Source organism: Variovorax boronicumulans (assembly GCF_030812215.1).
GTDB classification, from domain to species: Bacteria; Pseudomonadota; Gammaproteobacteria; order Burkholderiales; family Burkholderiaceae_C; genus Variovorax; species Variovorax boronicumulans_C.
In genome coordinates, this window is the sequence record NZ_JAUSSG010000001.1 from 1 (window position 1) to 23,083 (window position 23,083).

A 23,083-nucleotide genomic window follows, 5' to 3' on the forward strand; every position below is an offset into this window, starting at 1 on the left:
GCGTGGCCCCACAACCCCGCCCCTCCCCCCGTTCAACCACCCTGGGGTGTGCCTGGCCCCCGGCCCGGCATTTCTATCCGCCGGCCGCCCGCCCCCCCCCCCCCCCCCCCCCCCCCCCCGCCACTCTCCCCCTCCTCCTCCTCCCTCTTCTTTGTTCTCAGCGATTGAATCTGCTGAACCATCGCGAGTTCTTCTTGCCACCGGGCCTCGTAGGTCGACAGTTCATGTTCGGTGGCATCGAGTCGGGCGTTTGCTGCTTCGAGGCGCTTCGATCGGACATCACCGCCTCGTGAGATCGCGCTTTCCTGGGCCAGCAAGGCGATCTCCACGTCCAGGGCGGCAATCCGCTGGCGCAGTTGATCTACCACGGCAGGTGGCGTGTGCAGCGACATGGCGACACGTGCGCATGCCGTGTCGAGCAGGCTGATGGCCTTGTCCGGCAACTGGCGCGATGGAATGTAGCGATGGGACAGGGACACCGCCGCCCGCACCGCCTCGTCCAGTACCGTGACACCGTGATGTTCAGCAAAGACGGCGACCAGCCCGCGCACCATTTCGGTGGCCGAGGCCTCTTCGGGCTCGGCAACCTGCAGCGTCTGAAAACGACGGGTCAGCGCTGGGTCTTTCTCGATATGGCGCTTGTATTCGCTCCACGTGGTCGCGCCAACGGTGCGCAATGTGCCGCGTGCGAGAGCAGGCTTGAGCAGATTGGCCGCATCTCCGGTACCAGCCTGTCCGCCAGCACCGATCAGGGTGTGCACCTCGTCGATGAAAAGAATGACCGGTTGACTCGACCTGCTTGCCTCTTCGAGCAGCAACTTCAAACGGGACTCGAACTCCCCCCGCATGCTGGCGCCGGCGAGCAGCGCCCCGACGTCGAGACTGAGCAGGCGGGCATCGCGCAGCGATGGCGGAACCTCGCCGTTGGCGATTGCCAGTGCAAGCCCTTCGACTACCGCCGTCTTGCCGACACCAGCCTCTCCTGTGAGCAGAGGATTGTTCTGCCGCCGACGCAGCAGGATGTCGACCATCGTGCGGATCTCGTGTTCGCGGCCGATCACGGGATCGATTTGCCCGTCCCGCGCGCAGTCGGTCAAGTCTCTGCAATATCGGGCCAGGGCAGATTTGCCATCCGGCAGATCTGCGATTGCACCGCTCGCTTCTCCTGGCGTTGCAGCTGGAAGACCCAAGCCGTCGTGCGACCCTTCGTTGTCTTCGGGAGAACCCGCGATCAGGGAAGTGATGTCATCCGTCAACTGCTCGGCCGGAAGCTTCCGAAACGCGGGCGATATGCCAAGCAGCAGGCGCCGCAAATCCGGCGTTTGCACCAGCGCCGCGAGCAGCCACGCACTGCGCACCCTGCGATCGCCGAATTCGAGGCTGGAGAGAATCCAGGCACGCTCGATAGCCGCCTCGACGTGATGGGAAAAATCGCTCAGCGATGTCGCACCCGAGGGCAATTCCGACAATCTGGAAATCAGATCTTTTTCGACGGCTTGAAAATCGATTTGGTAATGGCGGCAGATGCGATGCAAATCGCAGTCATTGAGTTGCCATATTTGATGAATCCAGTGCGTCAATTCGACATATGGATTTCCTCTCAGCTTGGCAAATGCTGTTGCGGCCTCAATACCGCGAAACAAGGTGAGATTGAGCTTGCCGAACAGCGCCCGTCGGGAGATCGTCATTGCAACCTATCGGCCCGTAGGCGAGGTCAATTGCGCAATGAAATCACGCGACTCTTCACTTGGAAAAGCCCCGATGCCTGCCGTTTTTCTGCCCACTTCGCGCTCCCTATGCTTTCTCGAATAGGCGCGATTCTGCGTGCTTGCGCAGGCCTGTGCGGAGCACAGTTTCTACCAATGGTTAACCCCAAAAAGCAGGCAATTGATCCGTGAAATTTCTCCGGGAGCAGACGATCTCAAAATTCGTAAGTAGTAATTTCTATTGAATGAGTTGAATGCTTGGCCAACAAAAAAGCCCTTGAATTCCTTCCGGAAGTCAAGGGCTCATTGCGGCGACGTCCCACGACGTCGAAGCGCGCGCAGTCGATTACATGTGCTCGATCATGACCTGCCCGAAGCCCGAGCAACTCACCTGCGTCGCACCTTCCATGAGGCGCGCGAAGTCATAGGTCACCCGCTTGCTGGCAATCGACTTCTTCATTGAGCTGATGATGAGGTCGGCCGCTTCGGTCCAGCCCATGTGGCGCAGCATCATTTCGGCCGAGAGGATTTCGGAGCCGGGGTTCACGTAGTCCTTGCCGGCGTACTTGGGCGCGGTGCCATGCGTGGCTTCGAACATCGCGACGGTGTCGCTCAGGTTCGCGCCCGGGGCGATGCCAATGCCACCGACCTGCGCAGCCAGCGCGTCGGACACGTAGTCGCCGTTGAGGTTCAGCGTGGCGATCACGCTGTACTCGGCGGGGCGCAGCAAAATCTGCTGCAGGAACGCATCGGCAATGCTGTCCTTGACGGTGATTTCCTTGCCCGTCTTCGGGCTCTTGAACTTCATCCACGGACCGCCGTCGATCAGCTCGGCGCCGAACTCCTTGGCAGCCAGCGCATAGGCCCAATCGCGGAAGCCACCTTCGGTGAACTTCATGATGTTGCCCTTGTGCACGATGGTCACGCTGGGCTTGTCGTTGTCGATGGCGTATTGCAGCGCCTTGCGCACCAGGCGTTCGGTGCCCTCGATCGACACGGGCTTCACGCCGATGCCGGAGGTGTTGGGGAAGCGAATCTTCTTCACGCCGAGCTCGTCCTGCAGGAACTTGATGAGCTTCTTGGCCTTGTCGCTTTCGGCTTCGAACTCGATACCGGCATAGATGTCTTCCGAGTTCTCGCGGAAGATGACCATGTTGGTCTTGTGCGGCTCGCGCACCGGGCTGGGCACGCCTTCGAAATACTGGATGGGGCGCAGGCAGACGTAGAGATCGAGCTCCTGGCGCAGCGCAACGTTCAGCGAGCGGATGCCGCCGCCGACGGGCGTGGTGAGCGGACCCTTGATGGACACGACGTAGTCGCGAACGGCATGCAGGGTTTCTTCGGGGAGCCAGACGTCGGGGCCATACACCTTGGTCGATTTTTCGCCGGCATAAACCTCCATCCAATGGATCTTCTTCTTGCCGCCATAGGCCTTGGCCACTGCAGCGTCCACCACCTTGAGCATCACCGGAGTGATGTCCAACCCCGTACCGTCGCCTTCGATGAAAGGGATGATCGGTTGGTCGGGCACATTCAGCGAGTTGTCTGCATTGACCGTGATCTTCTGGCCTTCGGTCGGGACTTGGATGTGCTGGTAGCTGGACATGAGGGGGATGCGCTCCGGGGGTGATGTAATTTTGACGAGTGTCAGCGAATACAGACAGCGAGGGGGTTCCGCTGTACAACCGGCTAACAAATCGCTGTACATTTTAGACGCAGCCCATCAGCTGGCGTTTGTCAACCATGGGGCCAATGGGCTCGTTACTGGCTGACCTTCTGCTCGCCGGGAGGCGTTTCCAACCAATTCTCGATAGAGGAATCTTCAATGAGCAAAATTCTCGCAGTCATGATCGCTGGTCTGTTCGCAGCTGGCGCCTACGCCCAAAACCCGGCCGGCACCACGCCCGAACAAGGGAACGCAACCAACAGCAAGTCGCAAGCACGTGCTGAAGCCAAGAAGGAAGCCAAGCCCGCCGGTCAAGTGGCAGCTCCCGCCGGCGACATCGCCAAGACGCCCGAAGGCGGTGCCATCGGTGCCGACAAGGCTGCAGCCTCTGGCGAAAAGCGCGCCAGCACGCGCGACCAGCGTCGTCGCAACAAGGACGGCAGCGTGAAGCGCAAGTCGACCCAAGGCGGCACGCCCGACATGCCGGGCGCCAAGTAAGGCGGTCTGCCCCCCAGGAAAAAGAGCGCTCTCCGGAGCGCTTTTTTTTCGTCTGCGGTCGCCGAATTGATGTCAACCGCGCACACCGGGGTTCGTTGAATGTGAGCCTCCTCAGGAGGTGGTCCAAATCAACAATCTCAAAGGATTTCTCATGAACAAGCTGCTCGCAGCCCTGGTCGCCGGTCTCTTCGCTGCCGGTGCCTTTGCTCAAACCCCTGAACCCGCGGCCGCTGCTCCGGCCGCACCTGCTGCTCACAAGGCCAAGGCCAAGCACGCAGTCAAGAAGCACAAGGTTCGCCACGTGGCCAAGGCCCACACGGCTGCCGCCAAGAAGGTGTAAGCTTTCAAGCCCACCCGGCAATGCCCGCATCAGCGGGCATTTTTATTGGTTACGGGCCGGGCCTTCCACGCCCCCGCCCTGAAAGAGTTGTCCGATGTTTCAGCGTCTAGCCGCCCTGCTCCTGCTGTCCGCCTCGTTCGTGATGCCGACGCATGCCCAACAACAGCAGCAACAACCCCAGACCGATCTTGCGCGTACGCAGTTGTCGGTCGGTCTGTACAAGATCGATACCCAAATTGCCCAGACGCCGCAGCAGCGTGAAATTGGCCTGATGTTCCGCAAGACCATGCCGCAGGCCGAGGGCATGATCTTCGTCTTCGAGCAGCCCGCCACGCAGTGCTTCTGGATGCGCAACACGCTGCTGCCGCTGACCGCCGCCTTCGTGGCCGACGACGGCCGCATCGTCAACCTGGTCGACATGCAGCCCCTGACCGAGAACTCGCATTGCTCCGAAGAACCCGTGCGCTACGTGCTCGAGATGAACCAGGGCTGGTTCGCCAAGAAGAACATCAAGAAGGGTGCCAAGCTCAGCGGCGAACTGTTCTCAGCCACCAAACGCTGAGTTTTCGCTGCCGTCCGCCCACAAAAAAGCCGACCCGAGGGTCGGCTTTTTTTCATGCGCGAACGTGGCTCAGCCGAAGTTCTTGGCCGCGAAGTCCCAGTTCACCAGCTTGGCCAGGAAGGTCTCGACGAACTTCGGGCGCAGGTTGCGGTAGTCGATGTAGTAGGCGTGTTCCCAGACGTCGACGGTCAAGAGCGCCGTGTCCGCGGTCGTCAGCGGCGTGCCGGCTGCGCCGGTGTTCACGATGTCCACCGAACCGTCGGCCTTCTTCACGAGCCAGGTCCAGCCCGAACCGAAGTTGCCGACCGCCGACTTCACGAAGGCTTCCTTGAAGGCGTCGTAGCTGCCCCACTTGGCATCGATGGCCTTGGCCAGCGCGCCGGTGGGAGCGCCGCCGCCCTGGGGCTTCATGCAGTTCCAGAAGAAGGTGTGGTTCCAGATCTGGGCAGCGTTGTTGTAGATGCCGCCGCTGGCCTTCTTGATGATTTCTTCCAGCGTGAGGGCTTCGAACTCGGTGCCCTTCTGCAGGTTGTTGAGGTTCACCACGTAGGCGTTGTGATGCTTGCCGTAGTGGTACTCGAGGGTTTCCTTCGAATACTCGGGTGCCAGCGCGTCGAGGGCGTACGGCAGGGGTGGGAGCACATGTTCCATGGTTTTTTCTCGTGGGTTGGTTGCGGGGAATTGAGGATTCTAGAAAGTAATTATTGAGGCGGCGTCGGACGTCTTCCCGTTGCGCCGCCGGGCGTCACGGTCATGTCGACCTCGCCATCAGCGAGCCGCGCGACCACCGCATCGCCCGCCTTGAGGTTCTTCGCGCTGACGACGGCGCGGCCATCCACATCGGTGAGCCATGCGTAGCCGCGTTGCAGCACGAGTGCCGGATCGAGCAGCCTCAACCGCAGGGCCACACGCTCCAGGCGTTCGCGCCGCTGCACGAGTGCACGGTCGAATTTCGCAGGAAGGTCGGCCGCGATCGATCGCGGCACCTGCGCCAAGCGCTCGCGTCTCGACAGCACTGCAAAGTGCAGGCGCTGCGCATGGTGCGCCAGCCGAAGCTGCTGGCGGGCTACCAAGTTCGACGGACGACCGAGACGTCCAGCCGCTTGATCGAGCCGCTGTCCCAGCACATCGAGGCGCGCGCCCAACGCATCGCCGAGCCGTTCATCGAGCAGGTCGAGCGCCCCAAGCCACAGGTCGCGCGGCGCGCTGACGAGTTCGGCCGCGGCGGTGGGCGTGGGCGCACGCAGGTCGGCGCAGAAATCGGCGATGGTGAAGTCGGTTTCGTGTCCGACACCGCTCACCACCGGCACAGGGCTCTGCACGATGGTCCGCGCCAGTGCCTCGTCGTTGAAGGCCCACAGGTCTTCGATCGAGCCACCGCCTCGCACCAACAGGATCACGTCGACGGCTGGCTTCAGCGTGTAGAGCGATTGCAGCGCGCGCACCAGCTCGGCAGGCGCATTCGCGCCCTGCACCGCCGCCGGAGCCAGCACCACGGGGATGTGCGGCACGCGCCGTCGCAGCGCAGTGACAACGTCGTGCAGCGCAGCCGCCCCGAGCGAAGTGACGACGCCCACCGCACGCGGCATGGTGGGCAGGGCACGCTTGCGCGCCGGATCGAACAGCCCTTCGGCTTCGAGACGCGCCTTGCGCTGCAGGAATTGTTCGAACAGCGCGCCCTGCCCGGCACGCCTCAGGCTTTCGACGACCAGTTGGAGGTCACCGCGCGGCTCGTACACGGCAAGACGTCCGCGCACCTCCACCTGGTCACCGTCGCGAGGCGAAAAGTCGAGCAAGCCGGCCGCGCGGCGGAACATCGCGCAGCGCAGTTGGCCGGACTCGTCCTTGAGCGAAAAGTAACAATGTCCACTTGAGGCGCGCGAAAAACCCGAGATCTCGCCGCGCACGGCCACCGGGTTGAAGCGCGCGTCCAACGTGTCGGCCACCGCCCGGCACAGCGCGCCGACAGCCCAGATGCGCGGCCCGGGCGCGGAATTCGTTTCACGCAAGTTCACAAAGCGCACGAATGGCCGAAGGCCACTCTTCCACAACAGGCCCGACTCTCCTTGCCCAAAGCCGCCCATGCGAGGCAGGCGCACGGTTTCTCGTGCAAGTGGTTGATTTCATTAAAAAAAGTACTGCTCAAAATTCAATCGATCTAGCGGAAAGGCCCATCCATGCGGGTTCGGGCAAGTTGCGAAGCAGGTTAATCACAAAGTTATCCACAGAATCTGTGCGTCCTTGCCGACACGCAAACAAGCCGCATGCCGATGGTGGGCTCGGTGGATAATCGCCGCGCATTTGCAGTCTACGGGCCGGAGGATTTTCTTGTTTTCCATCATTGTTGCCGCGGGTTGGCCTATCTGGCCGCTGCTCGCTTGTTCGGTTATTGCGCTCGCGCTGGTTATAGAACGTTTCACGAGTCTCAAGACCGTGAAAGTATTGCCGCCGAAATTGCTTGACGAAACCATCACCGTCTCGCGCGGGTCCATCCCCGGACCGGACATCGTGACCAAACTCGAACGCAACTCGATGCTCGGCCAGGTGCTGGCCGCAGGCCTGCGGGCGCTCAACGCCAACCCACGCTGTACCGAAGACGACCTTCGCGCCGCCATGGAAGCCTCGGGCCGCACCATCGCGCACAAGCTGGAGCGCTATCTGCCGGCGCTGGCCACCATCGCATCGGCAGCTCCCTTGCTCGGCCTTTTGGGCACGGTGATCGGCATGATCGAAATCTTTGGCTCGCAGTCGCCCGGAAGCGGCGCTGTCGGCTCGGGCAATCCGGCGCAACTGGCGCACGGCATCTCGATCGCGCTCTACAACACGGCGTTCGGGCTGATCGTGGCGATTCCCACGCTGATCTTCTGGCGCTACTTTCGCAGCCGCGTCGACGAATACCTGTTGAACCTCGAACTCTCGGGTGAGCGCTTTGCCCGTCACCTGAACGCGCTGCGCAAATGAGCAGAGCCCGCATGCAGTTTCGCCACGGCGCGCGCGACGAGCCGGAGATCAACCTGATCCCGTTCATCGACGTGCTGCTGGTCATCCTGATCTTCCTGATGCTGTCGACCACCTACAGCAAGTTCACCGAGATGCAGTTGCGGCTGCCGACGGCCGACGTCGACGCGCAGCGCGACTATCCGAAGGAAGTGATCGTGACGGTCTCCGCCGACGGCCGCTACACGGTCAACAAGGCCGCGGTGGCGGACCGCAACGTGAACACCGTGGCCGCCGCACTCGGCGCCGCGGCCACCGGCGGCAAGGAAAGCGTGGTGATCATCAGCGCCGACGCGAGCAGCCCGCACCAGGCCGTCGTCACGGTGATGGAAGCCGCGCGCCGCGCTGGCCTGATGCAGATCACCTTCGCCGCCCAGTCGACGGCGCAAGCCGGACACTGAGTGCCATCGCAAGGCCGCAGCAGCACGGGCGCATCCAGCGCATCGGCCTCGCGGCTGCAGGACGCCTGGCTACACCGCGGCCTGCTGGCCTGCCTGCTGTGGCCGCTGTCGCGGCTCTACGGCGCGATCTTTGCGCTGCGCGGCTGGCTCTATCGCCTCGGATGGCTGCGGGCCGAACGCGTGCCCGTTCCCGTGATCGTCGTCGGCAACGTGATTGCGGGCGGTGCGGGCAAGACGCCAGTCGTGATGGCTGTCGTCCGGCATCTGCAGGCCCGTGGCCTGCAGGTCGGCGTGGTATCGCGCGGCTACGGCCGCAGCACCGACGATTGCCGCGAAGTGCTCGCCGAGAGCGATCCCCGCGATGTCGGCGACGAACCGGCGCTGATTCGCCACGCCACAGGTGCCCCGGTTTTCGTCGCGCGACGACGCATCGAAGCCGCGCGTGCTCTGCTGGACCAGCATCCGGCCACACAAGTGATCGTGAGCGACGACGGGCTGCAACATCTCGCGCTCGCACGCGATATCGAGATCTGCGTATTCGACGATCGCGGCATCGGCAACGGCTGGCTGCTGCCTGCAGGCCTGTTGCGCGAACCCTGGCCACGTCGTTGCGACCTGGTGCTTCATAGTGGCCAGAAGCCGGCCTTTTCAGGCGGGTACACCGCCACACGCAGCCTTGCGCAGGATGCGGTGGGGAGCGACGGCAAGCGCTTTCCCCTGGAGACCCTCGCTGGCAAACCGCTGATCGCGCTGGCTGCGATCGCGCGACCCGAGGGATTCTTCGAGATGCTGCGCGCGCGCGGTCTTACGCTCGCCGAGACCATCGCACTGCCCGATCATCATGATTTCGACGCTTGGCAGCGCCCTTCCGGCAGCGAATACACCTTGCTCTGCACCGAGAAGGACGCGGTCAAGCTGTGGCGCAAGGCGCCCGATGCGCTGGCCGTGCCACTGTGCTTCGAACCTGCGCCGGAATTCTTCGCCGCGCTGGACGCAAAGCTATCATCGCCCGATGGATACCAAGCTGCTTGAACTGCTCGTCTGCCCCGTGACCAAGGGCCCCCTGACCTGGAACCCCGAGAAGCAGGAGTTGTGCTCCCGCAGCGCCCGCCTCGCGTACCCGGTGCGCGACGGCATCCCGGTGCTGCTCGAGAACGAGGCGCGCACGCTGTCCGACGAAGAGCTGGGTCTGTGACCGGCCCCGCGAGCTTCACCGTTCTGGTGCCGGCACGCCTCGCTTCCACGCGGCTGCCCAACAAACCGCTGGCAGATATCGCGGGCCTGCCGATGGTGGTGCGCGTGGCGCAGCGCGCGAGCCAGTCCGGCGCATCGCGCGTTGTCGTGGCCGGAGACGATGCCTCCATCGTTTCTGCGTGCAAGGCGCACGGCGTCGAAGCCATCCTCACTCGCCAGGACCACCCGAGCGGCACCGACCGGCTGGCGGAAGCCTGCGAGCAACTGGGCCTCGATGGCGACGAGATCGTCGTCAATGTACAGGGCGACGAGCCTCTCATCGATCCCAGGTTGATCGATGCCGTGGCGGCTGCGCTGGCCCTGCATCCCGAGGCGGCGATGAGCACCGCGGCCCACGAGATCGACTCGGTGAGCGATTTCATGAACCCGAACGTGGTGAAGGCGGTGCTCGACGCTCAGGGCACTGCGCTCTACTTCAGCCGTGCGCCGATTCCCTGGTGGCGCGACGGTTCCGCCGGCGGCGCGGCACCGACCGTGCTGCCCTCGCCTGCGCCGCTGCGCCACATCGGCATCTATGGCTACCGCGCCGGCTTCGTGCGCAGATTTCCGTCGCTGCCGCCGGCACCCGTCGAAGCCACTGAAGCACTCGAGCAATTGCGTGCGTTGTGGCATGGACATCGCATCGCGGTGCATGTGAGCCATGTCGCGCCCGGGCCAGGCATCGACACTCCCGAGGATCTGGCGCGCGTGCGCGCCGTCTTTGCTGCCGGGTCCGCCTCCTAAGACGTGCGCCACGGAGGGAATTCCCTACGGGGACGCATGCTATCCTCGACGTGAATTCCGCCTTGTCCTGCCCTCGGGCCGACACTTGGCGTGACACAAAATCTAAGAACCGTCCGAGGACACCATGAGACTAATTTTGCTGGGCGCGCCCGGGGCGGGCAAAGGCACGCAAGCGGCCTTCATCTGCCAGAAATACGGCATCCCCCAAATCTCGACCGGCGACATGCTGCGCGCTGCCGTCAAGGCCGGCACGCCGCTCGGACTGCAGGCAAAGGCCGTCATGGATGCAGGCGCACTGGTGAGCGACGACCTGATCATCAACCTCGTCAAAGAGCGGATCGCCCAGCCCGATTGCGCCGGGGGATTTCTGTTCGATGGCTTCCCGCGCACCATTCCGCAAGCAGATGCCATGAAGGCCGCGGGCGTCAAGCTCGACTACGTGCTCGAGATCGACGTGCCCTTCGGCGACATCATCGAACGCATGAGCGGCCGCCGCTCGCACCCTGCATCGGGCCGCACTTACCACGTCAAGTTCAACCCGCCCAAAATCGAAGGCAAGGACGACGTGACCGGTGAAGACCTGATCCAGCGCGAAGACGACAAGGAAGAAACCGTGGGCAAGCGGCTCGAGGTGTACAGCCAACAGACGCGTCCGCTGGTCGACTACTACTCGGCCTGGGCCAAGGCCGATCCGGCGGCCGCGCCGAAGTACCGCGCGATCAAGGGCGTCGGCACTGTCGACGAAATCACGCAACGTGCCTTGGCGGCACTGAGCAGTTGATCCCCGCCGCCCTTCGACAGGGCGGCTATTCAATCTCCCAGCAGTTCCAGCATCAGCGCGATGCGCGCCTTCACGGGCGTGAGAGCGCCTGCGTCCCGCAGTTGATCGTCGGGCTTCGGCAGGATGCGCCCGCTGCTGCAACGTGTTGCGCGCAGCACCGCAATGCCGGCGTCCTGTGCCTTGAGCGCTGCGGCTTCCAGCGCGTGGTGCACGGTGCCATTGCCCGTGGTGGCGAGGACCAGCCCTCGGACAGGCTCCTGCGCGCCCTCCCGAAGGAGCGCATCGATGATCGCGCCGCTCGCACCAGCGTGGCTAATGACGATCTCGACGCGGGGCCAAGGGCCTGATGCACTCAACGCCTTCGACGCCCGGGCAGACGGCGCAGCCGGCCACTCCCTCACGCGCCGCACCGCGCCCTCTTCCACGTAGCCGATCGGTCCTGCATCGCCGGATGCGAAGGCATCGAGCCGGTACGTGTGCACCTTCTGCACATCCACCCCGCTATGGACCGTGCCGGCACACACCGCCGTCACGCCCTGCGCGCCCGCCGTCGCCGCGACCGCAATAGCATCTCGCACGTTCTGTGGACCATCTGGCGAGAGCGCCGTGGCCGGGCGCATCGCGCAGGTCAGTACCACGGGCTTTGCCGGCGCCAGCACCGAGTGAAGAAAGAAAGCCGTCTCCTCGAGCGTGTCGGTGCCGTGGGTGATCACCACGCCGGCCACGTCAGGTTGCGCCAGCCAGTGCACGCACCGTTGCGCGAGCTTCTGCCAGATGTCGAAAGCCATGTCCTTGCTGTCGACCTGCGCCACCTGCTCGGCCAGCAGCGCGATGCCCTTTGGCGCCTCGATGCCGCCCAGCAGGTCCGCCACGTCGACCTGCCCAGCGGTGTAGCCAATGTTGTCGCCGCTGCTGGACGCCTTTCCGGCGATGGTGCCGCCTGTGCCCAGAACCACCACGCGACGCACTTCAGGCAACGGGGAATTGGCCATGACTTGTCAACTTCCAAAAACTGGTTAAAAATACAGGTACTGGATATCTAGCCAGTGCCGCAAGGAACCACATATGCAGTTCGCCGTGAAGCTTACCGCCCGCCAGCAGCAGATCCTCGACTTGATCCAGAGCGCCATCGCGCGCACTGGCGCCCCGCCCACGCGCGCCGAAATCGCCAATGAGCTGGGGTTCAAGTCGGCCAACGCCGCCGAAGAGCACCTGCAGGCGCTGGCCCGCAAAGGTGTGATCGAACTTGTCAGCGGCACCTCGCGCGGCATTCGGCTCAAGGGTGATGCGCTGCGCTCGCTCAATGAAACGCGCCATCGCGAAGGCGGGCAGTTCTCGCTCTCGCTGCCCGGCATGGCGCAGTTGGCGCTGCCGCTCATCGGTCGCGTCGCTGCGGGCTCGCCCATCCTGGCGCAAGAGCATGTCGACCAGACCTACTACGTCGAGAACACGCTGTTCCAGCGCCAGCCCGACTACCTGCTCAAGGTGCGCGGCATGTCGATGCGCGACGCCGGCATCATGGACGGCGACCTCCTCGCGGTGCAGGCCACCAAGGAAGCGCGCAACGGCCAGATCGTGGTGGCACGCCTGGGCGACGAAGTCACCGTCAAGCGGCTGAAGCGCAACAAGCAGGTCATCGAACTGCACGCTGAGAACCCCGACTATCCAACCATCATCGTCCAGCCCGGCGAGCCATTCGAAATCGAAGGCCTCGCGGTCGGCCTTATCCGCAACACCATGCTGATGTAGGCGCCGCGGCCTGCTTGCAGCAGCACCCCATCCGGCCGCAACAGGTGGCGGGCGTATGGCGCGAAGTCGCCATCACCCTGTCGCGGCCGATTCAAGAAATCCTGCCTGTGTTCAACCTCAGACTTTTTTGGAGTTCACATGGGAATCGCCCTCCTCGCCATCGCTGATTTCTGGATGCCGCTGCAATCGCTTGCCAGCCGTCTCATCCCCGCCCGCCGCGCCCGTCACCGGGACAGCGCCGACACCGCTGCCGGACTGCGCTACGTGGCCGTGCGCCCGGCCTGCGCCACGCGCACAGCGGGCACGCCTGCACCGACGGCAACCGCCACCGCGCCGGCACGCCCGCTGCGCGTGGTTCGCGTGATCGACGGAAAAAGCCGAGACCGCAGCCGCATGGTGATCTCGGGCCGCATGGCCGACGTCTGTGCGGAGCTCGACCGACTGGCCGCACTCGAGGCGGCGGAAACCGCGCCCAGTTCCACGCGCCTGCACTGAGGCATTTCCCCCGGCGAGCCGCTCCAGAAGGGCCCCGGGGGTGGGTATCCAAACGTTCACTGGCGCGACATCCCAATGCTGCGAGGCACAATGGCACGCCATGAACATTGTGATCCTCGACGATTACCAGGACGCCGTGCGCAAGCTGCGCTGTGCCGCCAAGCTGGACGCGTACGCGGCCAAGGTCTACACCAACACGGTCAAGGGCATCGGCCAACTGTCGGTTCGCCTCAAGGACGCCGACGTGATCGTGCTGATTCGCGAGCGCACCCAGATCTCGCGCCAGCTGATCGAAAAGCTGCCCAAACTCAAGCTCATTTCGCAGACTGGACGCGTCGGCGGCCACATCGACGTCAATGCCTGCACCGAGCGCGGCGTGGCAGTGGCCGAGGGCACGGGCTCCCCGCAAGCACCGGCCGAACTCACCTGGGCGCTGATCATGGCCGCCATGCGCCGGTTGCCGCAGTACATCAGCAACCTCAAGCACGGGGCGTGGCAGCAATCAGGGCTCAAGTCGGCTTCGATGCCACCCAATTTCGGACTCGGCTCGGTGCTCAAGGGCAAGACGCTCTGCATCTGGGGCTATGGCCGCATCGGCCAGCTGGTCGCGCGCTACGGGCAGGCCTTCGGCATGCAGGTGGTGATCTGGGGGCGCGAGGCGAGCTGCGCCAAGGCGCGGTCCGACGGCTTCCAGGTCGCACAAAACCGCCACGAGTTCTTCGCCGCGGCCGATGTGCTCTCGGTGCACCTGCGGCTCAACGAGGAGACCAACGGCCTTGTCACGCTCGAAGACCTGTCGCGCATGAAGCCGACGGCGCTCTTCGTGAACACCTCTCGCGCCGAACTGGTCGAGGCCGATGCCCTGCTGGCCGCGCTCAACCGTGGGCGTCCAGGCCTCGCAGCCATCGACGTGTTCGAGAGCGAACCGCCGCTGCAGGGCCACGCACTGCTGCGCCTCGAGAACTGCATCTGCACGCCGCACATCGGCTACGTGGAGCAGGACAGCTACGAGAGCTACTTCGGCCAGGCTTTCGACAACGTCGTGAGCTTCATCAAGGGCAACCCCACCAACATCGTGAATCCCGGCGCGCTGCAGGTTCGCCGGTGAGCGCATGAGCTGCCGGGCCGCCTCACGGCGAATGCCGCCGCCGAAGGCGCAGGTCATTCGATGAGCCGGCCTGCGCCCCGGGGCGCGCTCTGGGCGCTGCTGGCCGGCAATTTCGTGATCGGCACCGGCGTGATGGTGGTGCCCGGCACGCTCAACGAGATCAGCACGTCGCTTGCTGTCACCGCTGCGACAGCGGGCCAGCTGATCACCGCCGCCGCGATCGTGATGTGCCTCGGCGCGCCGCTCCTGGCGGCCCTGGTCGCAGGCTGGGACCGCCGCCAGCTCCTGGCCCTCACGCTTCTCTGGTACGCCGCTGGACACGCCCTCTGCACGCTCATGCCGAGCTTCGCCGCGCTGCTGCCGGTCCGCATGCTCACGGTGATAGCGCCGGCGATCTTCACGCCCCAGGCCGCGGCCTGCGCCGGCATGCTCGTGCCGCCGGAACACCGCGGGCGCGCCGTGACCTTCGTCTTTCTCGGCTGGTCGATGGCCTCGGTGCTGGGCCTGCCGATCGGCGCGCTGATCGGCGGCCATCTCGGCTGGCGCATGGCCTTCATGGCCATCGCGATGCTCAGCATCGTGAGCGCCGCCTCGATCTGGCTCACGCTGCCCACCGGCATCCGGCCCGCCGCGCTCACGGCCGCCGCGTGGTCGCGCGTGCTGCGCAGCCCGGTGCTGATGGGCATCGTCTCGGTCACGGCGCTGCAGGGCGCGGGGCAGTTCGTGCTGTTCAGCTATTTCGGGCCAGTCCTCAAGCAGAGCTTCGGTGCGGATGCCAACACGCTGAGCCTGATGTGGGCCCTGTTCGGCGCCTTCGGGCTGATCGGCAACATGGTGGTCAGCCGCTACATCGACCGCGCGGGTGCCGGCCGCATGGTGCTGCTGACGTCCTCGCTGATCGCGCTGAGCCTGCTGCTCTGGCCGCTCGCGAGCACGCTCGCCTGGCTCGCGGTGGTGATCGTGCCCTGGGGCATCGGCTGCTTCGCCACCAACTCGGCCCAGCAGGCGCGGCTGGTGGGCCTGGCGCCCGCGCTCGCGCCGGGCTCCGTCGCACTCAACAGTTCGGGCATCTACATCGGCCAGGCCGTTGGCGCGGCGCTCGGCGGCTGGCTGCTCGCGAACGATGCGGCGCCCTGGATGAGCCGGGTCGGCTTGGCGCTGTTGCTGGTCGCCATTGGCCTGAGCGTCGCCATCGACCGCAGCCGCCGTCCGGCCTGAAAAACACGAGGCCCGCGTAAGACCCGGGACGCATCGACCGCGCGGGATTGCAAAATCGCAGGCTGCCGACGCCCTTCTGCCACGCCCGGCCAGCACCTGCGCGTCAGGCCCTCATACCACTCAACCAGCGAAAATCTCCATCAAATGACAGTGAACTACCAACGGATCGGGCTCATTGGCGCGGGCGCCATGGGTCGCGGGATCGCACAGATCGCCGCACAGGCCGGCAGCGAGGTGCTGCTTCTGGACAGCTTTGCAGGTGCCGCCGAGCGCGGGCGCGAAGCCCTCATCGCCCAATGGAACAAGCTGCATGAAAAGGGCAAGCTCGACGCCGCAGCCCGCGATGCGCAGATCGCACGCGTAAAAGCCGTCGATTCGATCCAGGCCCTCGCCGGCTGCGACCTCGTGATCGAGGCCGTGATCGAAGACCTCGAGGTCAAGCGCAAGCTCTTCCGTGAGATCGAGACCGTGGTGGCGCCGACGGCCACGCTGGTCACCAACACCTCGTCGCTTTCTGTGACGGCCATTGCCGCCGGGCTCGCGCATCCGGAGCGCTTTGCGGGCTTTCACTTCTTCAACCCCGTGCCGCTGATGAAGGTGGTCGAGGTGGTCGCGGGATTCAAGACCGCGCCCGAGATCTGCAAGCAGCTCGCCGGCTACGCGGTGCAGATGGGCCACAGCGCGGTGCAGGCGCAGGACACGCCCGGCTTCATCGTCAACCACGCGGGCCGCGGCTACGGCACCGAGGCGCTGCGCATCGTCGGCGAGGGCGTGACCGACTTCGCGACCGTCGACCGCATCCTGAAGGACCAGGCCGGTTTCCGCCTCGGCCCGTTCGAACTGCTGGACCTGACGGCGCTCGACGTGTCGCATCCGGTGATGGAGTCGATCTACCACCAGTACTTCGAGGAGCCGCGCTTCCGCCCGAGCGTGATCACCGCGCAGCGCCTGGCCGCCGGCGCCCTCGGCCGCAAGACCAACGAAGGCTTCTACCGCTACACCGAGGGCGTGATGCAGCAGACGCCCGAGGCGCCTGCGCCCGTGGTCGACGGCACGCCCTCGGTCTGGGTCTCGCCCCGCGCCGCGCGCCGTGCCGAACTGCTGCGCCTGATCAACACGCTGGGCGCCCAGATCGACAGCGGCGCCACGGCCGCGCCGCATTCGCTGATCCTCGTGGCCCCGCTGGGCTTCGACGTGACCACCGTCGCAGCCGTCGAACGCCTGGACGCCACGCGCACCGTCGGCATCGACATGCTGATCGACGATGCCGCCACCAAGCGCCGCGTGCTCGCCACCAACCCGGCCACGCGCCGCGACGTCCGCGATGCCGCGCACGCCCTCTTCGCGCGCGACGGCAAGGCGGTGAGCGTGATCCGCGACAGCGGCGGCTTCGTCACGCAGCGCGTGATCGGCACCATCGTCAACATCGCCACGGACATGTGCCAGCAGCGCGTGTGCTCGCCGGCTGATCTCGAGACCGCGGTGCAGTTGGGTCTTGGCTATCCGCGCGGTCCGCTCGCGATGGGCAACCTCTACGGCCCGACCAACATGCTCGAGGTGCTGTTCAACCTGCAGACCGTCTACGGCGACCCGCGCTATCGTCCGAGCCCGTGGCTGCGCCGCCGCGGCGCGCTGGGCCTGAGCCTCCTGCACGAAGAAGAATAAACAACCACCAACCGACTGGAAACGCGACAGCGATGACCGCCGAACTCAAGAGCACGAGCGAAGGCAGCACCATGGTGCTGACGATCGCCAACCCCACCCAGCGCAACGCGCTGGGCCCCGAGATCTACGCCGCGGGCATCGAGGCGCTCAATGGCGCCGAAAGCAGCAGCGAGATCCGCAGCGTCGTCATCGTGGGCGAAGGCGCGTGGTTCTGCGCCGGCGGCTCGCTGCAGCGCCTCCTGGCCAATCGGGATCTCGACCGCTCGGTGCAGGCCGAGAGCATCGAAGGGCTGCACAACTGGATCGATTCGATCCGCACCTTTCCCAAGCCGATCATCGCGGCGGTCGAAGGTGCCGCGGCGGGCGCAGGCTTTTCGCTGGCCCTCGCCTGCGATTTCGTGGTGGCCGCGCGCGACGCCGTATTCGCGGCCTCGTACAGCAACGTGGCACTGTCGCCCGACGGGGGCCTGAGCTGGCACCTGGGGCAGCAGCTGCCGCGCCAGCTGGCCAGCGAATGGCTCATGAACGGCGAGCGCATCGCCGCGCCGCGCCTGCATGCGGCCGGCCTCGTGAACGAACTCACCGAGAACGGACAGGCTCTTGCCGGCGCCCTCGCGCTGGCGAAGAAACTCAACGCCCGCGCGCCCAATTCGCTCGCCAGCATCAAGGAGCTGCTGAGCGAAGCACGCGGCGCCACGCTGGCCTCGCAGCTCTCGCAGGAGCGCGACCATTTCGTGCGAAACCTGCACCATGCGAACGCGGGCATCGGCATCGCCGCATTCCTGGAGAAGAAACCGCCGCAGTACGAGTAGCGCCTTGTGGCGTCGCTCCCGTGACACCCCCCAGCTTTTCAGTCGCCGAGAGGACAACCAATGGACGACCCCATTCTTACCATCGAAGAACGTGAAGCGATCAACAGTGGTCGCTGGTTTTCTTCCCTATCTCCATCGCTACGGCACGACATCCTCCGATGCGCTTTCGTCAAACGCTACAAAGACGGCGACCTGATCGCCGCACGCGGCGACCCTCCCGAACACTGGATTGCCTGCGCCAAGGGCGCGGTGCGGGTCAGCTCGACGGCCGTCTCGGGCAAGCAGGTGACGCTGACCTACGTGGAGCCGGGCATCTGGTTCGGCGACGTGGCGATGTTCGACGGGGACCGGCGCACGCACGACGCCTATGCGCATGGGGACAGCACCATCCTTTGCGTGGCGCGCGCCGACTTCCAGAAGATCCTGGCCGCGCACGTGGAGCTGTACGAAGCGCTGATGCGCCTGCAGGCGCGGCGCATCCGCACGCTGTTCGGTCTGGTGGAAGACCTCAACACCCTGCCCTTGCGCGCACGTCTAGCCAAGCAGCTGATTCACCTGGTGCGCAGCTACGGCGTGCCCAACCTGGACGACGGCAGCCAGATGCGCATCGGCCTGCAACTGGCGCAGGAAGAGCTGGCGCAGTTGCTGGGCGCATCGCGCCAGCGCGTCAACCAGGAGCTCAAGACCATGGAACGCGAGGGCAGCATCCGGATCGAGCCGGGCGGCCTGGTGGTTCTCGACCGCGCGGCATTGAGGCGCATCTCCGAAGCGGATATCTGACATGAGCCAGGACTTCTCCAACTTCGTCGGCACCCGTGCGGTGTCGCAGCAGCACGCCTTCGACGTCGAGGTGCTCGCCGCCTGGCTCGAGAAGAACCTCGAGGGTTTCAAGGGCCCGTTGACGGTGGAGATGTTCAAGGGCGGGCAGTCCAACCCGACCTACAAGCTCATCACGCCCTCGCAAAGCTATGTGATGCGCGCCAAGCCGGGCCCGGTCGCCAAGCTGCTGCCCTCGGCGCATGCGGTGGAGCGCGAGTTCAAGGTCATGAGCGGCCTTCAGGGTACCGACGTGCCCGTGCCGCGCATGCATTGCCTTTGCGAGGACGAGTCCGTCATCGGCCGCGCCTTCTACGTGATGGAGTTCATGCAGGGCCGCGTGCTCTGGGACCAGTCGCTGCCCGGCTTCAGCAACGCCGAGCGCGCGGCCTACTACGACGAGATGAACCGCGTCATCGCGGCGCTGCACACAGTCGACTTCGCCGCCCGGGGCCTGGCCGACTACGGCAAGCCCGGCAACTACTTCGAGCGCCAGATCGGTCGATGGAGCAAGCAGTACAAGGCTTCGGCCGATGGCGCGGGCGAACTGTCGCAGCCCATCGAGGCGATGGAGCGCCTGATCGACTGGTTCCCCGCCCACATGCCGGCGAGCGCGCGCGACGAGAGCAAGGTCTCGATCGTGCATGGCGACTACCGCCTGGACAACGTGATGTTTCACGCCACCGAGCCGCGGATCATCGCGGTGCTCGATTGGGAACTGTCCACGCTGGGCCACCCGCTGGCGGACTTCAGCTACCACTGCATGTCGTGGCACATGCCGCCCACGACCGGGCGTGGCATCGGCGGCGTGGACGTCGCGGCGCTGGGCATTCCCACCGAGAGCGAATACATCCGCCGTTATTGCGAGCGCACGCGCATCAGCACGCCCGAGGCGCTGGCGCCCGACTGGAACTTTTATCAGGCCTACAACCTGTTCCGCATGGCCGCGATTCTTCAGGGCATTGCGAAGCGAGTGGAAGCCGGTACTGCATCGAGCGAGCAAGCCGTGGCATCCGCCCGCGGCGCGAGACCGATGGCCGAGATGGCCTGGCAGTTCGCCCAAAAGGCGTAGCCAGCCCTCCCCCATAAACCCACCAGGAGACAGCATGGATTTCGAATATTCGGCCAAGACCAAGGAACTGCAGAAACGCGTCAAGGCGTTCATGGATGAAAACATCTACCCGGCAGAGGCCGAGTACAGCGCCGAGTTGGCTGCGAACACGGCGGCCGGCAAGCGGTGGACTGCATTGAAGACGGTCGAGAAGGTCAAGGAAAAGGCCAAGGCCCAAGGCCTGTGGAACCTCTTCCTGCCGGTCGACAGCGCCTCGGCCTCCGGTTATGCCGGCGCCGGCCTGACGAACCAGGAATATGCGCCGCTGGCCGAGATCATGGGTGCGGTGCCGTGGGCAAGCGAAGCCTTCAACTGCTCCGCGCCCGACACCGGCAACATGGAAACCATCGCCCGCTACGGTTCCGAAGAAATCAAGGCACGCTGGCTCAAGCCGTTGCTCGAAGGCCAGATCCGCTCGGCCTTCGCGATGACCGAACCCGACGTGGCATCGAGCGACGCCACCAACATCTCGACCCGCATCGAACGCCAGGGTGACGAGTACGTCATCAACGGCCACAAATGGTGGATTTCGGGCGCGGCCGATCCGCGCTGCGCCGTCTTCATCACCATGGGCAAGAGCGATCCGGACGCACCGCGCCACTCGCAGCAGAGCATGGTGATCGTGCCGGCCGATGCCAAGGGCATTCGCATCGTGCGTCCACTCAACGTGATGGGCTACGACGACGCGCCGCACGGCCACGTCGAGATGTATTTCGAGAACGTGCGCGTGCCTGTCGACAACATCCTGCTCGGCGAAGGCCGCGGCTTCGAAATCGCCCAGGGCCGCCTTGGCCCCGGACGCATCCACCACTGCATGCGCCTGATCGGCCTGGCCGAGCGCGCGCTCGAACTGATGTGCAAGCGCGCCTCTTCACGCGTCGCCTTCGGCAAGACCGTCGCCTCGCAGACCGTGACGCAGGAACGCATCGCCGAAGCGCGCTGCAAGATCGACATGGCCCGCCTGCTCACGCTCAAGGCCGCATGGCTGATGGACGTGGCCGGTAACAAGGTCGCCAAGAACGAGATCGCGATGATCAAGGTGGTGGCACCGAGCATGGCCTGCCAGGTGATCGACTGGGCCATGCAGGTCCACGGCGGCGGTGGCATGAGCGACGACTTCCCGCTCGCCTACGCCTACGCCGGCGCGCGCACGCTGCGCTTTGCGGACGGCCCGGACGAAGTGCACCGCAATGCGATCGCGAAGTGGGAGCTGGGCAAGTACGCGCCCAGCAAGTCCGACGCCGACGCACCCGTCACGCGCTTCTGATTCTGTTGTCTCGCGCCTCTCCCCTCGGGGAGAAGGTCGGGTTGAGGGCCGACGGCGATCCAATCGCCTCGGCCCTTTTCCTTTTCAGAGCTTCTTCTGCAGGAAGATCGCCTGCCCGAAGGCCGGATCGAGCTGGTAGCCGACGAAGCCTTCACGCTCATACGAGCGCAGCGCCGGGGCATTGCCCGACAGCACTTCGAGCGTGAGCTTGCAGGCGCCGCGCTTGCGTGCTTCCTCTTCCACCAGCGCAAACATCTGCTGCGCGACGCGCTGGCCGCGATGGCTGGGCAGCACGACCACGTCGTGCACGTTGACCAGCGGCTTGCAGGCGAAGGTCGAAAAGCCCTCGATGCAATTGATCAGGCCCACCGGCGCCTCGCCATCGAAGGCCAGCACGCTGAAGGCCTGCGGGCGCGCCGCCAGCGCCGCAGGCAAGCCTTCGCGCACGGAGGCGTCGAGCGGTGTGCCGCCGCCGGCTGGATCGCGGGCGTACGCATCGAGCAGGCCGACCAGCGCAGCCGCCTGCGCGGCGTCGCCGTAATCCGCGACGAAGGTCCGGACGCTCATTGCGCCGGCTGCAGCGTCGCTGCGAGGCGTTCTGCACACGAGCGAGACTGCGTTGCATCACGCGCCTCGACCATCACGCGCACCAGCGGCTCGGTGCCGCTCGCGCGGATCAGCACGCGTCCGCCGTCGCCCAGTTCGGCCTCGATGCGCTTCGTTTCGCTGGCCAGCGCCTTGTTGTCCTGCCACTTCTGCTGATCGGGCGCGAGGCGCACGTTGATCAGCGTCTGCGGGAACAGCGTGACGCCTTCGAGCAACTGCGCCACGGTCTTGCCACTGCGCACGCAAGCCTGCAGCACTTGCAGCGCGCTGACGATGCCGTCGCCGGTGGTGTGGCGGTCGAGCGCCAGCAGATGGCCCGAGCCCTCGCCACCCAGAAGCCAGCCGCGCTTGTCGAGCTCTTCGAGCACGTAACGGTCGCCCACCTTGGCGCGCACGAACTCGATGCCCTGCCCGCGCAACGCGACTTCCACCGCCTTGTTGGTCATGAGCGTGCCGACCACGCCCACCGGCTTCTCGCCGCGCGCGATACGCTCGGCCACCATCAGGTAAAGCAGTTCGTCGCCGTTGAACAGGCGCCCGCTGGCATCGACCAGTTGCAGGCGGTCGGCATCGCCGTCGAGTGCGATGCCGTAGTCGGCTTTCTGCGCCGTCACCGCGGCGACCAACGCCTCGGGATGGGTGGCGCCGAAGCCCTTGTTGATGTTGAGCCCGTCGGGTGCGCAGCCAATGCTGCTCACTTCCGCGCCCAGTTCGTGGAACACGTTGGGCGCCACCTGGTAGGCCGCGCCGTGCGCCGCATCGACCACCAGCTTCATGCCGCGCAGCGTGAGGTCGTTGGCGAAGGTGCTCTTGCAGAACTCGATGTAGCGGCCGGACGCATCGTCGAGACGGCGGGCCTTGCCGAGGCTGGCGGAATCCACCCACACGGGCGCTTCTTCCAGCGCGGCTTCGACGGCCAGCTCCCATGCGTCGTCGAGCTTGGTGCCCTGCGCGCTGAAGAACTTGATGCCGTTGTCGGGAAAGGCGTTGTGGCTGGCGCTGATCACCACGCCGAGGCTCGCGCGCTGGGCACGCGTGAGATACGCCACCCCGGGCGTGGGCAGCGGGCCCAGCAGCACGACGTCGACGCCGGCCGAATTGAAGCCCGATTCGAGCGCCGATTCGAGCATGTAGCCCGAAATGCGGGTGTCCTTGCCGATCAGCACGCGGGGGCGGGACTCGGTTTTCTTGAGCACGCGGCCCACGGCGTGCGCGAGGCGCAGCACGAAGTCGGGTGTGATGGGCGCCTGGCCAACGGTGCCGCGGATGCCGTCGGTGCCAAAGTATTTGCGAGTCATGCTGTAGGTT

The 23,083-nt window shown here is 65.3% G+C and carries 24 protein-coding genes and 1 pseudogene; 18 read left to right on the forward strand and 7 right to left on the reverse strand.

Annotated features, from left to right (window positions below; genetic code table 11):
• Positions 1-155: 155 nt before the first annotated feature.
• Positions 156-1,688, reverse strand: a pseudogene (locus J2W23_RS00005) (AAA family ATPase); the annotation flags it as partial.
• A 364-nt stretch (positions 1,689-2,052) separates the two neighbouring features.
• Entirely contained in the window at positions 2,053-3,312 is a 1,260-nt protein-coding gene (gene icd / locus J2W23_RS00010; RefSeq protein WP_307647239.1) for an NADP-dependent isocitrate dehydrogenase, read from the reverse strand.
• Positions 3,313-3,531: 219 nt separating this feature from the next.
• Between icd and J2W23_RS00015 the strand changes: the two genes are divergently transcribed.
• The 3 genes from J2W23_RS00015 (at position 3,532) to J2W23_RS00025 (ending at position 4,772) form a co-directional block, all read left to right on the forward strand.
• Positions 3,532-3,870, forward strand: a complete 339-nt coding sequence (locus J2W23_RS00015) for a cell envelope biogenesis protein TolA (protein ID WP_176657708.1) — start codon at positions 3,532-3,534, stop codon at positions 3,868-3,870.
• 151 nt (positions 3,871-4,021) lie between these two features.
• Positions 4,022-4,210 carry a hypothetical protein gene (locus J2W23_RS00020; protein ID WP_176657709.1) on the forward strand — a complete coding sequence of 63 codons (189 nt, stop codon included), beginning with the start codon at positions 4,022-4,024 and terminating at the stop codon, positions 4,208-4,210.
• A 94-nt stretch (positions 4,211-4,304) separates the two neighbouring features.
• Complete coding sequence (locus tag J2W23_RS00025; protein WP_176657710.1) at positions 4,305-4,772, forward strand: DUF192 domain-containing protein; 468 nt, start codon at positions 4,305-4,307, stop codon at positions 4,770-4,772.
• A gap of 69 nt (positions 4,773-4,841) precedes the next feature.
• On the opposite strand, the gene J2W23_RS00030 is transcribed toward J2W23_RS00025, so the two are convergent.
• Positions 4,842-5,423, reverse strand: a complete 582-nt coding sequence (locus J2W23_RS00030; protein WP_013541695.1) for a superoxide dismutase — start codon at positions 5,421-5,423, stop codon at positions 4,842-4,844.
• Between the two features lie 50 nt (positions 5,424-5,473).
• The gene (gene xseA / locus J2W23_RS00035; RefSeq protein WP_307648034.1) at positions 5,474-6,787 is read right to left on the reverse strand and encodes an exodeoxyribonuclease VII large subunit; all 1,314 of its coding nucleotides are present in this window, start codon (positions 6,785-6,787) and stop codon (positions 5,474-5,476) included.
• Between the two features lie 313 nt (positions 6,788-7,100).
• On the opposite strand from xseA, the gene J2W23_RS00040 reads away from it, so the two are divergent.
• The 6 genes from J2W23_RS00040 to adk all read left to right on the forward strand — a co-directional run bounded on the left by J2W23_RS00040 (position 7,101) and on the right by adk (position 10,928).
• Positions 7,101-7,733, forward strand: coding sequence for a MotA/TolQ/ExbB proton channel family protein (locus J2W23_RS00040; protein ID WP_307648035.1), 633 nt, complete (start codon positions 7,101-7,103; stop codon positions 7,731-7,733).
• Positions 7,734-7,744: 11 nt separating this feature from the next.
• Positions 7,745-8,170, forward strand: coding sequence for an ExbD/TolR family protein (locus J2W23_RS00045; RefSeq protein ID WP_373423886.1), 426 nt, complete (start codon positions 7,745-7,747; stop codon positions 8,168-8,170).
• Positions 8,171-9,202: a tetraacyldisaccharide 4'-kinase gene (gene lpxK, locus J2W23_RS00050; RefSeq protein ID WP_307647240.1), complete on the forward strand. Its 1,032-nt coding sequence runs from the start codon at positions 8,171-8,173 to the stop codon at positions 9,200-9,202.
• Positions 9,183-9,365, forward strand: coding sequence for a Trm112 family protein (locus tag J2W23_RS00055; RefSeq protein ID WP_007836935.1), 183 nt, complete (start codon positions 9,183-9,185; stop codon positions 9,363-9,365). Before lpxK ends, J2W23_RS00055 begins: the two co-directional genes overlap by 20 nt.
• Positions 9,362-10,147: a 3-deoxy-manno-octulosonate cytidylyltransferase gene (kdsB, locus tag J2W23_RS00060; protein ID WP_307647241.1), complete on the forward strand. Its 786-nt coding sequence runs from the start codon at positions 9,362-9,364 to the stop codon at positions 10,145-10,147. The genes J2W23_RS00055 and kdsB overlap by 4 nt, the downstream gene beginning before the upstream one ends.
• Positions 10,148-10,271: 124 nt before the next feature.
• On the forward strand, positions 10,272-10,928 hold the full coding sequence (gene adk, locus J2W23_RS00065; RefSeq protein ID WP_176657717.1) for an adenylate kinase: 657 nt from the start codon (positions 10,272-10,274) through the stop codon (positions 10,926-10,928).
• Between the two features lie 29 nt (positions 10,929-10,957).
• Here adk and J2W23_RS00070 read toward each other — a convergent pair whose 3' ends face one another.
• Complete coding sequence (locus J2W23_RS00070; protein ID WP_307647242.1) at positions 10,958-11,920, reverse strand: asparaginase; 963 nt, start codon at positions 11,918-11,920, stop codon at positions 10,958-10,960.
• 73 nt (positions 11,921-11,993) lie between these two features.
• Here J2W23_RS00070 and lexA point away from each other — a divergent pair, with 73 nt between their 5' ends.
• From lexA to J2W23_RS00115, 9 genes are all read left to right on the forward strand, one after another.
• Positions 11,994-12,677, forward strand: coding sequence for a transcriptional repressor LexA (lexA, locus tag J2W23_RS00075; RefSeq protein WP_013541704.1), 684 nt, complete (start codon positions 11,994-11,996; stop codon positions 12,675-12,677).
• Positions 12,678-12,815: 138 nt separating this feature from the next.
• A complete protein-coding gene (locus J2W23_RS00080; protein WP_307647243.1) occupies positions 12,816-13,172 on the forward strand; it encodes a hypothetical protein in 357 nt (118 codons plus the stop codon).
• A 100-nt stretch (positions 13,173-13,272) separates the two neighbouring features.
• Positions 13,273-14,280 (forward strand): D-2-hydroxyacid dehydrogenase family protein, encoded by a 1,008-nt coding sequence (locus J2W23_RS00085; RefSeq protein ID WP_176657720.1) that lies wholly within the window; start codon positions 13,273-13,275, stop codon positions 14,278-14,280.
• 60 nt (positions 14,281-14,340) lie between these two features.
• Entirely contained in the window at positions 14,341-15,498 is a 1,158-nt protein-coding gene (locus J2W23_RS00090) for an MFS transporter (RefSeq protein ID WP_307647244.1), read from the forward strand.
• 144 nt (positions 15,499-15,642) lie between these two features.
• Positions 15,643-17,163 (forward strand): 3-hydroxyacyl-CoA dehydrogenase, encoded by a 1,521-nt coding sequence (locus J2W23_RS00095; protein ID WP_307647245.1) that lies wholly within the window; start codon positions 15,643-15,645, stop codon positions 17,161-17,163.
• A 32-nt stretch (positions 17,164-17,195) separates the two neighbouring features.
• On the forward strand, positions 17,196-17,975 hold the full coding sequence (locus J2W23_RS00100) for an oxepin-CoA hydrolase, alternative type (protein WP_176657723.1): 780 nt from the start codon (positions 17,196-17,198) through the stop codon (positions 17,973-17,975).
• A gap of 60 nt (positions 17,976-18,035) precedes the next feature.
• Positions 18,036-18,755: a Crp/Fnr family transcriptional regulator gene (locus J2W23_RS00105; RefSeq protein WP_206179042.1), complete on the forward strand. Its 720-nt coding sequence runs from the start codon at positions 18,036-18,038 to the stop codon at positions 18,753-18,755.
• Position 18,756: 1 nt separating this feature from the next.
• Positions 18,757-19,863 (forward strand): phosphotransferase, encoded by a 1,107-nt coding sequence (locus J2W23_RS00110; RefSeq protein ID WP_176657725.1) that lies wholly within the window; start codon positions 18,757-18,759, stop codon positions 19,861-19,863.
• 34 nt (positions 19,864-19,897) lie between these two features.
• Complete coding sequence (locus J2W23_RS00115; protein ID WP_176657726.1) at positions 19,898-21,169, forward strand: acyl-CoA dehydrogenase family protein; 1,272 nt, start codon at positions 19,898-19,900, stop codon at positions 21,167-21,169.
• 84 nt (positions 21,170-21,253) lie between these two features.
• Here the strand turns inward: J2W23_RS00115 and J2W23_RS00120 are convergent, their stop codons facing one another.
• Together J2W23_RS00120 and glmM are read right to left on the reverse strand one after the other, a co-directional pair.
• Positions 21,254-21,736, reverse strand: a complete 483-nt coding sequence (locus J2W23_RS00120; protein WP_176657727.1) for a GNAT family N-acetyltransferase — start codon at positions 21,734-21,736, stop codon at positions 21,254-21,256.
• Entirely contained in the window at positions 21,733-23,073 is a 1,341-nt protein-coding gene (glmM, locus tag J2W23_RS00125) for a phosphoglucosamine mutase (protein ID WP_307647246.1), read from the reverse strand. Before glmM ends, J2W23_RS00120 begins: the two co-directional genes overlap by 4 nt.
• Positions 23,074-23,083 lie beyond the last annotated feature (10 nt).

Excerpts from the sequence above, each read along its gene's own strand:
- lexA (WP_013541704.1), top strand. The coding sequence starts at position 11,994 with ATGCAGTTCGCCGTGAAGCTTACCGCCCGCCAGCAGCAGATCCTCGAC.
- J2W23_RS00095 (WP_307647245.1), top strand. The coding sequence starts at position 15,643 with ATGACAGTGAACTACCAACGGATCGGGCTCATTGGCGCGGGCGCCATG.
- glmM (WP_307647246.1), bottom strand. The coding sequence starts at position 23,073 with ATGACTCGCAAATACTTTGGCACCGACGGCATCCGCGGCACCGTTGGC.
- J2W23_RS00110 (WP_176657725.1), top strand. The coding sequence starts at position 18,757 with ATGAGCCAGGACTTCTCCAACTTCGTCGGCACCCGTGCGGTGTCGCAG.
- J2W23_RS00105 (WP_206179042.1), top strand. The coding sequence starts at position 18,036 with ATGGACGACCCCATTCTTACCATCGAAGAACGTGAAGCGATCAACAGT.
- J2W23_RS00025 (WP_176657710.1), top strand. The coding sequence starts at position 4,305 with ATGTTTCAGCGTCTAGCCGCCCTGCTCCTGCTGTCCGCCTCGTTCGTG.
- J2W23_RS00120 (WP_176657727.1), bottom strand. The coding sequence starts at position 21,736 with ATGAGCGTCCGGACCTTCGTCGCGGATTACGGCGACGCCGCGCAGGCG.
- J2W23_RS00055 (WP_007836935.1), top strand. The coding sequence starts at position 9,183 with ATGGATACCAAGCTGCTTGAACTGCTCGTCTGCCCCGTGACCAAGGGC.
- icd (WP_307647239.1), bottom strand. The coding sequence starts at position 3,312 with ATGTCCAGCTACCAGCACATCCAAGTCCCGACCGAAGGCCAGAAGATC.
- J2W23_RS00100 (WP_176657723.1), top strand. The coding sequence starts at position 17,196 with ATGACCGCCGAACTCAAGAGCACGAGCGAAGGCAGCACCATGGTGCTG.
- J2W23_RS00090 (WP_307647244.1), top strand. The coding sequence starts at position 14,341 with ATGAGCCGGCCTGCGCCCCGGGGCGCGCTCTGGGCGCTGCTGGCCGGC.
- J2W23_RS00045 (WP_373423886.1), top strand. The coding sequence starts at position 7,745 with ATGCAGTTTCGCCACGGCGCGCGCGACGAGCCGGAGATCAACCTGATC.
- J2W23_RS00020 (WP_176657709.1), top strand. The coding sequence starts at position 4,022 with ATGAACAAGCTGCTCGCAGCCCTGGTCGCCGGTCTCTTCGCTGCCGGT.
- J2W23_RS00030 (WP_013541695.1), bottom strand. The coding sequence starts at position 5,423 with ATGGAACATGTGCTCCCACCCCTGCCGTACGCCCTCGACGCGCTGGCA.
- adk (WP_176657717.1), top strand. The coding sequence starts at position 10,272 with ATGAGACTAATTTTGCTGGGCGCGCCCGGGGCGGGCAAAGGCACGCAA.
- J2W23_RS00080 (WP_307647243.1), top strand. The coding sequence starts at position 12,816 with ATGGGAATCGCCCTCCTCGCCATCGCTGATTTCTGGATGCCGCTGCAA.
- J2W23_RS00070 (WP_307647242.1), bottom strand. The coding sequence starts at position 11,920 with ATGGCCAATTCCCCGTTGCCTGAAGTGCGTCGCGTGGTGGTTCTGGGC.
- J2W23_RS00085 (WP_176657720.1), top strand. The coding sequence starts at position 13,273 with ATGAACATTGTGATCCTCGACGATTACCAGGACGCCGTGCGCAAGCTG.
- J2W23_RS00015 (WP_176657708.1), top strand. The coding sequence starts at position 3,532 with ATGAGCAAAATTCTCGCAGTCATGATCGCTGGTCTGTTCGCAGCTGGC.
- J2W23_RS00115 (WP_176657726.1), top strand. The coding sequence starts at position 19,898 with ATGGATTTCGAATATTCGGCCAAGACCAAGGAACTGCAGAAACGCGTC.